The 14,218-nt window shown below is 63.3% G+C and carries 15 protein-coding genes and 3 pseudogenes; 8 read left to right on the top strand and 10 right to left on the bottom strand.

Translation table 11 applies throughout. The features are described 5' to 3' along the window. Positions 1–2: 2 nt before the first annotated feature. The 3 genes and pseudogenes from FB471_RS06795 to FB471_RS34930 all read right to left on the bottom strand — a co-directional run. A complete protein-coding gene (locus FB471_RS06795) occupies positions 3–563 on the bottom strand; it encodes a hypothetical protein (protein ID WP_141996496.1) in 561 nt (186 codons plus the stop codon). Then, the gene (locus FB471_RS06790; RefSeq protein ID WP_141996495.1) at positions 560–1,009 is read right to left on the bottom strand and encodes an XRE family transcriptional regulator; all 450 of its coding nucleotides are present in this window, start codon (positions 1,007–1,009) and stop codon (positions 560–562) included. The genes FB471_RS06795 and FB471_RS06790 overlap by 4 nt, the downstream gene beginning before the upstream one ends. A gap of 383 nt (positions 1,010–1,392) precedes the next feature. Further along, positions 1,393–1,545 (bottom strand): annotated as a pseudogene (locus FB471_RS34930) (IS5/IS1182 family transposase); the annotation flags it as partial. A 222-nt stretch (positions 1,546–1,767) separates the two neighbouring features. On the opposite strand from FB471_RS34930, the gene FB471_RS06785 reads away from it, so the two are divergent. Next, positions 1,768–2,790, top strand: coding sequence for a ParB/RepB/Spo0J family partition protein (locus FB471_RS06785; RefSeq protein WP_246076269.1), 1,023 nt, complete (start codon positions 1,768–1,770; stop codon positions 2,788–2,790). Here FB471_RS06785 and FB471_RS34500 read toward each other — a convergent pair. After that, the gene (locus tag FB471_RS34500) at positions 2,762–3,100 is read right to left on the bottom strand and encodes a hypothetical protein (RefSeq protein ID WP_211357969.1); all 339 of its coding nucleotides are present in this window, start codon (positions 3,098–3,100) and stop codon (positions 2,762–2,764) included. The genes FB471_RS06785 and FB471_RS34500 overlap by 29 nt on opposite strands. Before the next feature lie 401 nt (positions 3,101–3,501). Here FB471_RS34500 and FB471_RS35860 point away from each other — a divergent pair. Both FB471_RS35860 and FB471_RS34495 read left to right on the top strand, forming a co-directional pair. Continuing rightward, a pseudogene (locus FB471_RS35860) lies at positions 3,502–3,594 on the top strand (IS982 family transposase); the annotation flags it as partial. After that, the gene (locus FB471_RS34495) at positions 3,551–3,718 is read left to right on the top strand and encodes a hypothetical protein (protein ID WP_211357968.1); all 168 of its coding nucleotides are present in this window, start codon (positions 3,551–3,553) and stop codon (positions 3,716–3,718) included. The pseudogene FB471_RS35860 and the gene FB471_RS34495, both read left to right, overlap by 44 nt. Before the next feature lie 55 nt (positions 3,719–3,773). Here the strand turns inward: FB471_RS34495 and FB471_RS06775 are convergent, their stop codons facing one another. From FB471_RS06775 to FB471_RS06765, 3 genes are read right to left on the bottom strand one after another with little or no spacing between them, the layout of a single operon-like run. Beyond that, positions 3,774–4,568 carry an ABC transporter permease gene (locus FB471_RS06775; RefSeq protein ID WP_141996494.1) on the bottom strand — a complete coding sequence of 265 codons (795 nt, stop codon included), beginning with the start codon at positions 4,566–4,568 and terminating at the stop codon, positions 3,774–3,776. Next, the gene (locus FB471_RS06770; RefSeq protein WP_246076685.1) at positions 4,561–5,307 is read right to left on the bottom strand and encodes an ABC transporter permease; all 747 of its coding nucleotides are present in this window, start codon (positions 5,305–5,307) and stop codon (positions 4,561–4,563) included. The genes FB471_RS06775 and FB471_RS06770 overlap by 8 nt, the downstream gene beginning before the upstream one ends. A 24-nt stretch (positions 5,308–5,331) precedes the next feature. Beyond that, the gene (locus tag FB471_RS06765; protein ID WP_211357967.1) at positions 5,332–6,204 is read right to left on the bottom strand and encodes an ABC transporter ATP-binding protein; all 873 of its coding nucleotides are present in this window, start codon (positions 6,202–6,204) and stop codon (positions 5,332–5,334) included. A 537-nt stretch (positions 6,205–6,741) separates the two neighbouring features. Here FB471_RS06765 and FB471_RS06760 point away from each other — a divergent pair. Next, the gene (locus FB471_RS06760; protein WP_141996491.1) at positions 6,742–7,611 is read left to right on the top strand and encodes a ParB/RepB/Spo0J family partition protein; all 870 of its coding nucleotides are present in this window, start codon (positions 6,742–6,744) and stop codon (positions 7,609–7,611) included. Between the two features lie 196 nt (positions 7,612–7,807). Continuing rightward, positions 7,808–8,083, top strand: a complete 276-nt coding sequence (locus FB471_RS06755; protein WP_141996490.1) for a hypothetical protein — start codon at positions 7,808–7,810, stop codon at positions 8,081–8,083. Between the two features lie 73 nt (positions 8,084–8,156). On the opposite strand, the gene FB471_RS06750 is transcribed toward FB471_RS06755, so the two are convergent. Then, positions 8,157–9,143, bottom strand: coding sequence for a helix-turn-helix domain-containing protein (locus FB471_RS06750; protein ID WP_141996489.1), 987 nt, complete (start codon positions 9,141–9,143; stop codon positions 8,157–8,159). A 194-nt stretch (positions 9,144–9,337) separates the two neighbouring features. On the opposite strand from FB471_RS06750, the gene FB471_RS06745 reads away from it, so the two are divergent. After that, positions 9,338–10,720, top strand: coding sequence for an IS1380 family transposase (locus FB471_RS06745; protein WP_141996488.1), 1,383 nt, complete (start codon positions 9,338–9,340; stop codon positions 10,718–10,720). Between the two features lie 429 nt (positions 10,721–11,149). Further along, positions 11,150–12,445, top strand: coding sequence for a phenylacetate--CoA ligase family protein (locus tag FB471_RS06740; RefSeq protein ID WP_170220734.1), 1,296 nt, complete (start codon positions 11,150–11,152; stop codon positions 12,443–12,445). 9 nt (positions 12,446–12,454) lie between these two features. Here the strand turns inward: FB471_RS06740 and FB471_RS35855 are convergent. Next, positions 12,455–12,961 (bottom strand): annotated as a pseudogene (locus FB471_RS35855) (IS1634 family transposase); the annotation flags it as partial. Further along, positions 12,910–13,404, bottom strand: coding sequence for a hypothetical protein (locus FB471_RS06730; protein ID WP_170220631.1), 495 nt, complete (start codon positions 13,402–13,404; stop codon positions 12,910–12,912). The gene FB471_RS06730 and the pseudogene FB471_RS35855, both read right to left, overlap by 52 nt. On the opposite strand from FB471_RS06730, the gene FB471_RS34490 reads away from it, so the two are divergent. Continuing rightward, positions 13,397–13,828 (top strand): transposase, encoded by a 432-nt coding sequence (locus tag FB471_RS34490; RefSeq protein WP_211357966.1) that lies wholly within the window; start codon positions 13,397–13,399, stop codon positions 13,826–13,828. The genes FB471_RS06730 and FB471_RS34490 overlap by 8 nt on opposite strands. The last annotated feature ends 390 nt before the right edge of the window (positions 13,829–14,218 follow it).

Raw genomic sequence — 14,218 nt, 5'->3', positions numbered from 1 at the left:
GATCACTGTTCCAATAGGGTGGACAAGCGCGCGGCGATATCCTGCGTTTCCGACGGTACTGTAAAGGACGGGTTCAGCGTCCAGGACACAGTCCGCCGCCCGAGCAGCGAACCGACGAACTCCGCTTCCTGCTCGGCCAGCGTGTCAGCGTGTTCCCGGCCGAGAACACGCTGGACGAAGGCCGGGTTCAGCGATGGAAGAAAAGGCCAGGAGGATTTTGCGTTGATTACAGGCGAGTTGTGATCGCAGACGATGTGCCCGAGTTCGTGCAGGATCACCTGGTGTTGATGAACCGGCGTCAATCGTTGTTCGAACACGATGTAGTCATCGGTATCCGAGGAAATCCACAGTCCGTTGAACTGGGGCGGTAACTCGTGGGGGAGCAGGTGGATCGGCCGCCCACGCCGTTGGCTTAGGTGTTCGATCGTTGCGTCGAGGGTCAGAGTGCGCCTAGCTGGAAGGTGAAGGTCACGCACCAGGCGCTTGCATCGTCGCAAACTCTGTGGTCGCCGGCCGGTGTGAGCAACCGCATTCTCTGGAGGAATCCGCCGCATGATGGTCACGACCGCTCAGGAGCGTCGTGGTCGCTGGCAGTCGCGGGCTGGACCTTGCTCCGGGCCCTCTGCACGTCCTGTGCGATGTGGGTGAGTAGCTCCGTCAACTCGGAGTAGTCGGTCGCGCTGGCGAGGGCCATGGCGGATGCCTCCCGAAACCGAACACTGGTGATGTTGCGCTGCCGCAGTTCCTTGAGCATCGCCAGTTCGGCATTGACCTGGCGAAACACCTCCTCGTCAAGGAAATAGGCCACCCGATCGATACCCAGACTGGTCGAGATCTTGATCAGACTGTCCAGCGTTACATTCGCACCCTGTTGAATCCGATACAACGACCGCTTCGCCAAGCCGGACAAATCTGCCAATCCTTGCATTGTAAAGGGGCCATCCGGGTGATTTTCCAAGACATGCCGGAGACGCTCGGCGATCGCTTGATGAACTTCTTGTGCTGGCATGTATGCACCCCCGGGGTGTTCCAACCGTGCAACATATGGCACACATTTGTGATGTATGTTGCACGACTTACTGGTCCGTGTCTATCCTCGTCTTGAAGCTTACGAGAGGAGACACGCAGTGACGATACATCCGAACAACGCTGGGGAGAGTGCTTGGGGCTGTCACTTGGTCAACCGAGCAAGGCGTCGACATCAGTGGCATCGGTCACCTGCTATCGGTGCCCCTGCATAATCAGGCGGCGCCACGTGTGACGCCCGGTGTGGGCAACGTAGACGCCAAAAATGGCAATCGTTCTAACCAGAGAGGGTGCTACCGTCCCCTGGTGTCCAGTGCAGAATGACCATGTCCGACTTTCTTGGCAGCTACGACGGGGCGTCGCCGCACGGCCCGCGAGTGTGTCGTTGATGCTCGCGTCACGGTGAACGGTGTAGTCGTTGAGGGTACCTGGTTGCGGATCATTAGTGGCGATCACCAGGAAGTTTTTGAACTCAACAGCGACTTGGCGGTTGGTCGAGTAGCGGTAAATCTTCAGGCGCGGCCGGGCGGGTGACCGCGCGTCGACCCAGGATGTCGTCCACGATCGGAGGGCGCGGCACCCGAAACGGGGACTGGAAGGGGCGCCTGGCTGCTTCTCCTGATTAGTTATTCTCGGTCGGCGACAGGCGTACCTCGTTCCTGCTCGTCGGCGGGCGACCTGTAGTGGGGTCGTCGTACTGCCTAATGGATGGCCGGGGCTGTCGCGAGGAGGAAACGACAGGTGTCAGGGGAGATTGAGGGTATCGACATGGGGTCGATCTCAGTCGAGGGGGAGCAGAGCGACGCACTGGTGGCTCAGGTGCGCGTCGGTTTGTTGTGTCGAGCGGATTCCCCTCGTCAAGCCGGTGAAAGTGACGAGCACATTCGCGCCTTGGCGGCATGCGGCGCACTGCCCCCGATCCTGGTGCACCGTCCCACCATGCGGGTGGTCGATGGCATGCACCGCTTGCGTGCGGCCGTGCTGCGCGGGGACGAGGACATCGAAGTACGGTTCGTTGATGGGAGCGTGGACGACGCGTTCGTTCTGGCAGTCAAGGCGAACATCGCGCACGGCCTGCCGCTGTCGAGGGCTGATCGGAGGGCAGCAGCCGAGCGGATCGTCAACACACACCCGGAATGGTCGGATCGGGCGATCGCCCGCGCTGTTGGGCTGTCGGATAAGACGGTAGGGGTGATCCGGCGGTGTGTGACCGCGGAATTTCCGCAGTCACACACCAGCCGGATCGGAAGGGATGGGTGCTTCCGGCCGCTGGACAGTTCCGAGGGGCGTAGGCGCGCGAGCGAGTTGCTGACGAGGAAGCCCGGTGCGTCGTTACGCGAGGTCAGTGCCGAGGCTGGTGTCTCGACCAGTACGGTGCGAGACGTTCGCAACCGGATGCGTCGCGGCGACGATCCTGTCGTGCCGCGGCAGCGCAACGCCGCGAAGCGACCAGAAGGCGCGGAAGCCGGGAGGGCCGCCGTGCGGTGTGGGGTCGGTGCGCCGGTTCGTGGTGAATCCGGGAGCGATCCCGCCTCGGTCCTGCGGAGTCTGCGTGCGGATCCGTCTGTTCGCTTCACCGAGTCTGGCCGCATCCTGCTTCGAATGCTTGAACCATCCGCACTGAACGCCGACATGCGGCGGCGGCTCGTTGCCGGCGTGCCGCAGCACCGTGTCGATGCGGTTGCGGCACTGGTCAAGGAAAACATCAATATGTGGCAAGAGTTCGCCGAGCAGATCAATCAGCGGCAACGCACGTCGGCATAGACGCGCTCCGGAGACACCGGCTGCATTGGGCGTGATGGGTGCTTCCGGCCGCTTGACAGTTCGGATGGTCGTCGTAGTCCGAGACGATCACGCCGTAGAGGTGCAGTGCCGCGTCAAGCTGATAGAGGGAGGTAATCGGGTTGGCGGATTTGGATCCGATGGCGAAGCGTCGTTTGGGTTGCGCGTGCTTGTTGCGCCAGCGGATGTAGCGGGCGATCGCGGCCTCCTGGGTTTCGTGGCTGGGGTAGTCGCTGCCGTCGAGGGCGAAGTAGCGATCGCGGTGAACTCGCACTCGACCCAGTTCAACCACGACCCGTGTTGGACGGGGTGAATACCAACTCGATGTCGTTGGCCAGGCACCAGGTGGTGACTTCGGCTTTGCTGTGAGATCCGTAGTTGTCGCAGACCAGGTAGAGCTTGCCGGTCGGGAAGCGGCCCCTCGGTGCACAACACCGCATCCGCCAACTCGAACAACCCAACCGCTCGCGCGGCCAGGCAGCCGTAGAACTCCTGCCGGAATCGGTTCAGCTCCCCGAGCACCCGCCCCCGATCGACATCATACACATTGACCATGCAGTCCTTGAATCGATCTTCATCTGTCGCAAGAGGAATCATCGACCAAGGGCTGCACCCATGATCACCTGGGGTGCACGCTGCCAGCCAGGTCCTTAAAACACCAAGCTGAAAGGTGGAAGGCATCGATGTCGGTTTGTGAAGACAGACCTCGATACCGTCTTGATCGCACTGTACGTGCTGATCGATGACCACGTGGTTTCGCCGTGCCAGTGGCGGCCTGGTCGGCCTGAAGGCACTCGTGGACATCCAGATCGATGACGGGCATCCCCTGGTTGCCCGGCTGGTCGAAGCCTGTCAGAGGCTGGCTCGCCACTTCAACCCAGTCGCCGTTCGCGCCGCGGGCTGGGCGTAGCCGGTGGACACGGTCTCACCATTGCCAAATGGCTATGCGGCACCGTTGACAGCGGTCAAGCGTTGAGCTCGAGGGTGCCAGCCTTCCGTTCTCGAATGACCAGGAGATGGAAGCCAATCCCAGCTGCGACGAGCCAGCCGATCGCCACAAGCAGTTCCAAGGCCGTCTGCGCGACCACTTGAAACGCATCACCGTCCGTGATGAGTAGTCTGATCGCGTCCAGGCCGTGGGTGAGTGGCAGGGCCGAGGTGATCTTCTGCACCCAGTCCGGCCAGAACGAGACAGGTACGTTTACGCCACAGAAGGTCATCAGTACCAGGTAGCTCAGATTCAGGGCGATCCAGCGCGCTGATGGGAATCGCATGACCATCGCCGCAATGCAGGTTCCGTACGCGTAGCACGCGAAGCCTGTCACAGCGACAAGACAGGGAATCACCAGGCTTCGCGGCCAAGGCAGTGATAGGCCGAAGAGCGGCGTAAGGCAGCCGAGTGCGATGACCGCGGCAACAATCCCTGAAATCAGGTGCATAAGACCTCTGCCGAGGTAGACGGTCACGTGCGTGGACGGTGCTGCCACCATCAGACCGAGGGTTCCGGTGCGGCGCTCGAGAATAGTGAGAATAATGACGACGCACGCGTCGATGGCCACGATGGCGACAGAGTTGCCGATCAGCAGAAATTCGAGCCTTTGTGGTGACTGCAGCATTCGGCCGATAACTGCATAGAAGCACACCTGCAGCAATAGCCGACCGAGCCAGGTGACGGTCCACGTTCGCCAGGTGTAGAATGCGGTGAACTCGGCCCAAGTGGCGACTGCGGCTTGCGACAGGACCCTGAGTTCGTCACGCATAGGTCATCGTTCCAGTCTCCTTTCCGCGGCGTAGAACGGCACCAAGCAGGAACCGACCTCCTACAGCGGCGGCAGTACCCAGCCCCACAATAGCCGCGAGCCGCCAGATCACATTGGCTGGTGTGGCGTTCCCGAAAGCGTCTCGCATCAGATCAGCTGACCACGAGAGAAAGACCACAGAGGAAATCGGTCGTACGAACTCGGGTAGATAGGAGACGGGGACCATGACGCCGGATAAAAGGTATATAGGGAAGGTCAGGAAGTTGCCGTAAACTGATCCGTTGCGGCTCAACAGCAAAGCGGCCACGAGAACCAGGCTCGTTCCCGCCATCGCGCCGAGTGAAACGAGCCATGTGAGAAGGAACACCCAGGGGTGCTGTAGCGTGATCGTCACACCGAAGAACGCTTTCGCCAGGAGCCAGGTTTCACCTAGGGGCAGGACGCCCAGGACGATCGCAGTACTTACCTTTCCGGCGAGGACCGAATGCAGCGCGGCCGGCGCGGCCATTGCCTGCTCCCAAGTGCCGAGCCGTCGTTCGTCGTCGATCAGATCGGTGACGAAGCTGATCGAGAATACCCATAGGCCGATCAAGGCCGGAGCCAGGACAGCATTGAGTACCAGATCTGGACGCTTGGCATCAATCACGATGGACAACAGGATGACTGCAGTGAAGGGGAGGGCGCACAGAGTCAAGAGGGCGTCGGGCTGACGTCGGACGAGCCGAAACTGGATTCTCATTCCGGCGAGAAAACTCGTCACAGGCTAGACTTCCATTCCACGTGCGCCGAAGAGATCTAAATAGACGTCGGCGAGGGTCGGTGGCACGATGCGTACGGTGCGTACCCCGCGTCCGAGCAAGAAGTCGAGAACGCCTCGTGCCGCGCCCTCGCTGTCCGTCTTGACTCGTGTGACCGCGCCCTGTCGAACAACTTCGACAACGCCGGGCAAATGCGCCACGTCGATGTCGATGTCGTCAGCTTCAACCCAATGATGACCGGCCGAGAGCCGAGCCAACCCTCGCGGTGTTTCGGTGGCGAGGACGCGGCCTCCGCCGATCAGCGTCACGCGGTCGCACACCGCTTCGGCTTCGGCCATGTCGTGTGTGGTCAGAAGGACGGTGCATCCTTCGGTACGCAGTTCGGTGATGAGCTCCCGGAAGTCGTGAGCGGCGACCGGGTCCATGCCGATGGTCGGCTCGTCGAAGACTACGAGTTTCGGTCGGCCGATGAGGCCTCGTGCCAGATGTAGCCGCTGTTTCATCCCGCGGGAATAGGTTTCGACCAGATCGTTGGCCTCGGTGCCGAGACCGACGCGGTCGAGCAGTTTCTGAGCGCGTTGCCGAGCGACGGCGGAGGGGACCTTGTACAGCGCAGCCCAGTATTGCAGGTTCTGGCGTCCGGTGAGTTTCCAGTAAAGTCCACGCTCGCCACCGAAGACGATGCCGAGTCGTGCCCTGACGTCGGCAGCCTCGGTCACGACGTTGTATCCGAGGACGTGCGCGGTGCCCGACGTCGGTGTCAGGACCGTCGAAAGAATTCGGCACAGCGTCGTCTTGCCGGAGCCGTTCGGCCCGAGCAATCCGTGTACTTCACCGCTGGGGACGTCTAGCGATAGGCTGTCGAGCGCGGTGACCACATCGCCATTAGGGCGCCATCCTTTGCCTCGCCGATACTTCCTCGTCAGGTGACGGGCGCGGACACTCATGGTTGGCACTTCCCGAATTCTGCGCTCCGAGGCTTACGTTCCATGGTGGATACCTCCAAAATCCCTCCGCCCGTGAGCGGTTCGGCCTCGCCGGTCGGTCCGAGTGAATCTGTCGGTCGTTCGACTCGATAACGGTGTTCATACCATCGTTAGCGCTCGGCAGGGAAGACGTCGGGATGTCGTGCGATCTCGGGCCATGGTGCGCGTTCGATCCATTGGAACCCTCCCATACGCAAATAGTGATGGACGCAAAGCGTGAGCAAGCCAGTCACGCTATCTTGCTTGTTCGTCTCTCGCTGTGATTGTAAACTGTCGCCCCAAAGGGGTTTGTAGTACGGCGTGATAGGGGAGGCAGCTCGTCCTGTGTATTCGCAAGTCAGCAAGCTCGTCGGCGAGACAAGGCCGGCCATGCGCGAGTGTAGGCAAGTCAAGATATCCGATTTGGACCTTGGATATTCATTACGATCGATGGGTATCGACGTTGAACATGTCAGATTGTTGGCGGAGTCGGAACTCCGGCTGCCGCCAATTACGGTACATCGAGCGACGATGCGAGTCATGGATGGGCTGCATCGAGTACGAGCGGCGATCCTCCGCGGTGAAGAACTGATCGAGATCGAATTATTTGACGGCACTGAGCGTGATGCCTTGGTGCAGGCCGTTAAATTGAATGCGAAGCACGGGTTACCGCTGTCGCAAGAGGATCGAATCGGTGCAGCGGGTCGTATCCTGGCTGAGTTTCCGGACTGGTCGGATCGCACGATTGCCGAGCTGATCGGGATATCGGCGAAGCGAGTCAGCGAGCTTCGCAAGAGCACGGAGGGTGAGCTGGAGGCGAACGTACGGGTCGGCAAGGATGGCCGGGTTCGTCCGCTTAGCACCACCGAGGGCAGGAACACCGCCGCCCAGCTGTTCGCCGAGCGACCTGGAGCGAGTCTCCGGGAGGTCGCCAGGGAGGCGGGTATCTCAGCGGGAACGGCCCGTGATGTCCGAGCGAGATTGAGCCGCGGTGAATCACCTGCCACGCCCTCTGAGCGCGGTGCACGCAGGCGGTTCCGACCGTCAGCTCCTACACCCCAGGCGCCTGAGCTCTCACGAGAGGAGTTTCGAAAGGTGCTTGGCGTTTTGATGCGCGACCCGTCCATGCGGCTGTCGGAGAACGGTCGCAAGGTTTTGCGTCTCCTTGAGGCTCATTTGCTTTCTGATGCGGATTGGAGCGTCCTGGTGGAAGGGGTTCCCACGTATGCAATCGATGTCCTCGCGCAGACCGCGCGAGGATGTGCCGAGCGGTGGTCGTGGTTCGCCGAGACGCTTGCACGGCGTGACGACGCTATTTGAGCGACACCACCCCCCTGTCAGCTTCGTGACGTCGGCTTGTCGGGCTGTGCAACTGCTGCCGTTGCCGCAGTTGCACAGCCCGAGAGTCCCTCAAGTATGCCGGATCGGACGGTAGGTATCGCGTACCAGCAAAGCCCAAGCCGCCGGAACGGAAGTCTCCGAAGAGCTCTTCGGTCATGCCCACGAGCTCAGCGCGATGCGTAAGGAGATGGTGCCGGCCGACAATGACTCGTCCGGCAAACAGATGGAACGTTTCGTTGCCGACCAGATCGGCGTGCTCCTGATACACCCCTACCGCAAGGACGCCAAGAAACGCCGCTACGGCAACCTCGCGGGTATGCGCCAGTGCATCGAAGCGGTCTACGACACCGTCAAAGAGCAACTCAACCTGGGAGGCCACGGCGGGCGCACGCCAACAGATGTGTTCACTCGCGTCGCCCAGCGCCTACTCGCCCTCGCCACCGCGATCTGACACAACTGGAAGACCAATGCCCAGGCCAAGCTCGCCTTGGTGTCACGGACAGTCCCATCGACCCCGAGAAACACTAGTTGTATGAGGCCATGACGTTGGTGACGCCGGTGTGGAGCCGGGAGGCTGGTGGCTGGTTTCCGGCGGCAGTGTGTGGTCGATGGTAGTTGTAGTGCAGGTTCCAGACGTTGAGGGCTGTGGTGCGTTGCTGTTCGCTGGTCCAGGTCCGGGCGTAGAGGAATTCCTCGCCGAGGATGCGGTTGTAGCGCTCGACCTTGCCGTTGTGGCGGGGCGTGTATGGGGTGATCCGTTGGTGGCGTGCTCCGTGTAGGACGGTGGCGAAGTGGCGGGCGAAGAACGCTCTGGCTCGGTGGGTGAAGCCGATCGCGGTAGAGGCTTTCTCGTTGGGCAGGGCTTCGGTGTAGGCCGGGCGGGAGTAGCCGTCGACTGCGGAGTGCAGGTAGGTGTAGCCGGTGCGGGCTCCGGCATCCTTGGCTCGTTCGACCTGTTTAGCTTGCTCGCTGCCCCTGCCGTGGGCGCGCCACCCACCGCCGTCGGGGATGGCGCCGACCTTCTTGACGTCGAGATGGACCATGTGGCCGGGCCAGCGGGCGGTGATGCGTCGAGGCACGCGGTTGCTCGCGCCAGTCGGGTCCAGGAACCGGCGGCGGTTGAGGCCCAGCTGAGCCAGGTGACGGCCGACTGTGCGCACCGAGATGGCCATGCCCTCGCCGGCCAGCTCCTGGGCGATGCGGCGCGCCGACCACTTTCGGTCCCGGCGCAGCCGCTCGATCCGGACCACAACCTCGGCAGGCGTGGCGGTGGGCTGCCGGTTCGGGACGCTCGGGCGGTCCACCAGGCCCGCGTCCCCGTACTTGCGGTGGCGGTTGACCCACCGGGAGGCACACTGCCGCGAGATCCCCATCTCCGCCGCGACGTGGGCGATCGGTCGGGTCTTGCAGCGCTCGACAAGGCGGTGACGGCCTTCGACAGTCAACGGGGCGTTACTGTGAGATACGGACGGGTCTTTCTGCTCGGCGGACGAGTTGGTCGTACTTCTCATCCTGCCGCCGAAAGACCCGTCCCCAGTCTCAGGCCCTCTCAGCCGTCACCAACGTCACGACCCACAACAACTAGCCCGGGGCTTTCATGGCAGTGCGGGTTCGGAGTGTGCCATTAACAGAGAATGGTGCTCTGAGCTGCGATAATACGGCTTGTCGAAGGTCGTATCGGTCGCAGTTCAGGAGCACCATTCAGGTGAGTAAGCATAGTTCGCCCTACCCGAGGCTGGTCGCGGACGGGTCTGGTTCGGGTGTCGTGTCGCAGGCCGGGGCGGTGTTGTTGCTGCGTACCGCTGAGGCGGTGGGGCTGACCGGCGGGATGTCTGAGGTGTTGGCGCCGTGGCGCAAACCGGCCGCGGTGCATGATCCAGGCAAGATCGTGCTGGACTTGGCCGTCACCGCGGCGTTGGGCGGGGATTGCCTGGCCGATGTCGGAATGCTGCGTGCCGAGCCAGGGGTGTTCGGTGTCGTCGCCTCGGATCCGACGGTGTCACGAATGGTCACCGCGCTGGCCGCCGATGCGTCGAAAGCGCTGGCGGCCCTCCGTTCGGCACGCGCGTCAGCACGGGCGGTGGCCTGGGATCGTGCTGGCGAACACTCCCCGGGTCACGGCATCGACGCCGACCATCCGCTGATCATCGATCTGGACGCGACCTTGCTGGACGCGCACTCGGACAAGGAACACGCCGCGCCGACGTTCAAGAAGGGCTACGGCTTCCACCCGCTGGGCTCGTGGGCCGATCACGGCGCCGCCGGCACCGGCGAACCCTTGGCGATCCTGCTGCGGCCGGGTAACGCCGGTTCCAACACCGCTGCCGACCACAGGCGGGTACTGGCCGCAGCGCTGGACCAACTCCCCTTCCGGCCGGGGTATCGGGTGGGCCAGAAGGTGTTGGTGCGCACCGATTCCGGCGGCGGCACCCACGACTTCGTGCGGTACTGCCACCAACGGCGGCTGCAATACTCGGTCGGGTTCGGCCTGACCGAGACCACCGCCGCCGCGGCCGACCTCATCCCCGCGCACGTGTGGACACCCGCCTACGACGCCGACGGACAGGTCCGGGACGGGGCCTGGGTGGCCGAGCTGACCGGACTGCTCGACCTGACCGACTGGCCGCCGGGCATGCGCGTGATCGTCAGGAAGGAACGCCCGCACCCCGGCGCTCAGCTCCGGTTCACCGACCGCGACGGCCTGCGGCTGACCGCGTTCGGCACCAACACCCGCCGTGGTCAGCTGGCGGATCTGGAACTACGGCACCGCCGCCGCGCCCGCTGCGAGGACCGCATCCGCACTGCCAAGAACACCGGCCTGGCCAACCTGCCCCTGCACGGCTTCGACGCCAACCGGATCTGGATCGAGATCGTGTGCCTGGCCACCGAGCTGATCGCGTGGACGCAGATGCTCGCCCTGACAGCTCACGAAGCGCGCCGCTGGGAGCCCAAACGGCTTCGCCTGCGACTGTTCTCCGTCGCCGCGCGGCTGGCCCGCCATGCCCGCCGGACGCGGCTCCAGCTCACCACGCACTGGCCCTGGACCGAATTGATCATCACGGCGCTGACTCGCCTGCATCCCGGTTGACCAGCGGCAACCCGACCCTACGAGACAAGGACCAACCATCCCCGGGCCTGTGGAACCCGGCAGCAGCCCGCTGAACGGGCCACCCGATCATGCCCTCACCACACAGCAACCGCCCAAAACACCAATCCCGAACCAGCCCAGACCAACCCATCAGCCCACGCAAGATCCGGGCTAGACGGCTACAAACCCACCGAAGTATTCAACAAACTACTAATAGAAGCCGGTGGTGCACCCACCACTTGACACCGCGCCCTCATCGCCTAGTACCACTGAACCCATAAAGAATCAATCAGCTAGGGCCTGCCACAAGAGACGCCCGTGGACCGTCCTGCAACGAGGTGTTCGCACAATGAGGATCCGCCCCCGGGTATGGTGGCGGGGACATATGGTCGGTTTCGGTACTCTGCCTCGTCGGTCGAAGGGGGAATGGTGTTCGACGAAATGATGGAGACTCTCAACCGCGAGCGTCTTCGAAATCTACAGCTGAGCAGACTGCGAAATCTGATAGATCGACTCTTGGTATCGCCAAATGACCGTCCGCGACTCAGAAGCCTCGGCCTCACATCCGGTGAGGATGTCGATCTGAACACACTGAAACGCTTACCCTTCACGACCAAGGACGACGTCGTTGACAGGTACCAGGTTGCAGAAACCCTGGTCGACGAGATCGTCGAGTGGCACGGTTCAAGCGGAACGGGCGGGCGCGAGACGCTAATCCCGTACACCCGACGAGACATCAAGACCTGGGGTGCACTGTGTGCGCGGCTCCTAGTATCGGCGGGGATCAGCGAGAAGAGCATCGTCGCAAATGCCTATGGCTATGGCCTGTTCACTGGTGGGCTCGGTTACCACTACGGGTTGGGGTGCGTTGGAGCCTCAGTTGTCCCGCTCGGACTCGGCCCGATGGCCCGGCTGGTGCGGCTCATGCGCGACATGCAAATCGACACGCTGGCGTGCACCCCGACCTATGCGTCCCGGATTCTCGAGTACCTAAAAGTCACAGGGATGGATCCGCGCGAGTCCATGAACCTCTGCGTAGGGGTCTTCGGTGCCGAGACATTCAGCGAGGAGATGCGCGGGGCGTTGGAGACCGGTCTCGGATTGTGCGCCTTCGACTTGTACGGCTTGTCCGAGGTGACCGGCCCCGGTGTCGCCGGAGAATGTCGTGAGAGAGCCGGCCTGCACGTCAATGAGGACCATTTCCTCCTAGAGGTCATCGATCCGACCACCGGGAAGGAATGCGCGGACGGGGTGACCGGGGAAGTTGTCCTAACCACGCTGTCGAAGGAGGCGAAGCCAGTCCTTCGGTACCGCACAGGAGATTTGGCGTCGGTGTCGCATCATCTGTGCCCGTGCAGGAGGACTTTTGCACGCATCAGTCGGATCCAGGGACGACTGGACGACATGGTGATCATCAACGGCGTCAACATTTTCCCCCGCGACATCGAGGAGGTCGTCTTTGCGTCGCCGCATCTGTCGGGCGAATTCATCGTCGTACTGTCCGAGCACGGTTCTCGCGCAGTCGTCGCATGCGAGTCGGCTGGCATGGACCGTGAGGCCCGGTACGAGGTCGAGGCCGCGCTTGCCGCGCGTCTCGGGATCGCGGTCCGGGCGGCGACCATCCCGCAGGGAAGTTTGGAGCGTGGGGATATGAAAAGGGGCCGTCGGGTCATCACCGCGGGTACGCCTGAGGCGTCCTCGCTCCTCAACCAGCTTGAGTTGTAGACGTCTCCTCGTTCGACGTCGTCGGCCCGGGCGCCAGCCGGCTACTGCAGGCCACCGCCTGAATGCCGGCTGGCCAGGGTTGGACGAACACCTGCCCGTCGGCGATTTCGGTGTCCGGGTGGGCCTTGCGCACTCCGCGACGACGTAGGGGATCTCGGGGATGCGCATGCCGAGGATGAACGACATGCCTTGGGTCTCGATCGCCTTCATGTTGCTCTCGGAGATCATCCCGGCGTCTGCGACGATGACCACATCGGTGAGCCGATGAGCGACCATGAACGCCTTGATCGTCGGCAGCATGGTCGTGGTTTCAGCCTTGTTGCCCTCAAACGCGTTGATCATCAACGGAAACCCGGCCACGTCGGTGAGCAGCCCGACGGTGATCTGGAATTCCAGACGACGTTCCTTGGACAACCTGGACTCGCGGAACCCGTCCCCAGTATCGGTCTCGAAGTACAGCGTCCTCACGTCGTAGAGCAGCAACGTCGCCAGCCCAGACCGACATGAGGGGCGCATAGGGCCGCCAGGCTCTCCCGCCACTCGTCCTTGGCATACGTGGGCAGGCGCCGCTTGAGAGTCCGGTAGGAAACCGGCGTGATACCGGCCCCTTTCAGCACCCGCAGCGAGTCCAGCTTGCTGGTCGGCTCGATGATCCGTGCCAACACCAACTGCCGGAACACCTCATCCCCGGCTGCCGCGGCCTCGAACCCGAGCACCTCATAAGCCAGTGAGAGCGCGTCCCACAAATCGACGACGCGGTGATCGGCAACGGCCCGCCCGCGTCGGGCGGCGCGTCCAAGCCGAGGTCCAGCTCCCCCCTGCGCGGCCGCGAGCCGCTGACGGGCAACGGTCCTGAGCAACTCCGGCTCGACGTCGTCGTGGGCGGAACCGATGTGCACGGCTGGTCGCGGCCGGGCACTGGACCGATGGCGACCGAAGATCCTGATCGTGATGGACAATGGCTACGACGTCACCCGGCTTGCCTTCGTGCTGGCCGATCTGCCCGTCGAGGTCCTCGGCCGGATCCGCGCGGACCGGGTGCTGCGACTGCCCAAGCCACCCCGGTTGCCCGGCGCCAACGGCCGACCACCCAAGCACGGGCCTGAGTTCGCCCTGGCCAAACCCGCCACCTGGCCCGAACCTCAGCACACCACGACCACGGACACCGCGCGCTACGGCACCGCGCGAGCCCACAGTTGGGATCGGCTTCATCCCCGGCTCACGCACCGCGCCTGCTGGCCGGACCACGAGGGTGAACTCCCGGTCATCGAGGGCACACTGCTGCGTCTGCAGGTCGACCACCTGCCCGGCGACCGCAACCCGCACCCGGTGTGGCTGTGGTCCTCGACCACCGGCGCCACCTGCCAGGACGTGGAGCGCTGATGGCGGTCCTACCTCCGCAGGTTCGATCTTGAGCACACGTTCCGTCTGATCAAGCAGACCCTGGGCTGGAACCGGCCGAAGATTCGTACCCCCGAGGCCGCCGACCGCTGGATCTGGACCGTGATCGCCGCCCACACCCAACTCCGCCTCGCGCGTACCCTCGTCGAGGATCTGCGCCCTCCGTGGGACAAGCCCGCCGCCCCTGGCCGACTCACGCCCTCTCGGGTCAGACGTGGCTTCCGGAACATCCGCCCGACGATCACCCTGCCGGCCAGGGCACCGAAACCCGGCAAGCCAGGCCCCGGACGCCCACCTGGCTCCAAGAACCCCAGGCCAGCCGTACGCCACGACGTGGGAAAGACCCGCCAAACGCGACCTCACCATGGCCGT

The organism is Amycolatopsis cihanbeyliensis (assembly GCF_006715045.1).
Taxonomy (GTDB): domain Bacteria; phylum Actinomycetota; class Actinomycetes; order Mycobacteriales; family Pseudonocardiaceae; genus Amycolatopsis; species Amycolatopsis cihanbeyliensis.
Note: the sequence above shows the minus strand (reverse complement) of the source record. Positions and strands in the feature narration are given on the sequence as shown.

Bases quoted from the DNA above. Each gene is read 5' to 3' on its own strand.
- FB471_RS06770 (WP_246076685.1), bottom strand. From the start codon at position 5,307: ATGAGAATCCAGTTTCGGCTCGTCCGACGTCAGCCCGACGCCCTCTTG.
- FB471_RS34495 (WP_211357968.1), top strand. From the start codon at position 3,551: ATGACCACGTGGTTTCGCCGTGCCAGTGGCGGCCTGGTCGGCCTGAAG.
- FB471_RS34490 (WP_211357966.1), top strand. From the start codon at position 13,397: ATGGACAATGGCTACGACGTCACCCGGCTTGCCTTCGTGCTGGCCGAT.
- FB471_RS06755 (WP_141996490.1), top strand. From the start codon at position 7,808: ATGCGTAAGGAGATGGTGCCGGCCGACAATGACTCGTCCGGCAAACAG.
- FB471_RS06750 (WP_141996489.1), bottom strand. From the start codon at position 9,143: ATGAGAAGTACGACCAACTCGTCCGCCGAGCAGAAAGACCCGTCCGTA.
- FB471_RS06760 (WP_141996491.1), top strand. From the start codon at position 6,742: ATGGGTATCGACGTTGAACATGTCAGATTGTTGGCGGAGTCGGAACTC.
- FB471_RS06775 (WP_141996494.1), bottom strand. From the start codon at position 4,568: ATGCGTGACGAACTCAGGGTCCTGTCGCAAGCCGCAGTCGCCACTTGG.
- FB471_RS06790 (WP_141996495.1), bottom strand. From the start codon at position 1,009: ATGCCAGCACAAGAAGTTCATCAAGCGATCGCCGAGCGTCTCCGGCAT.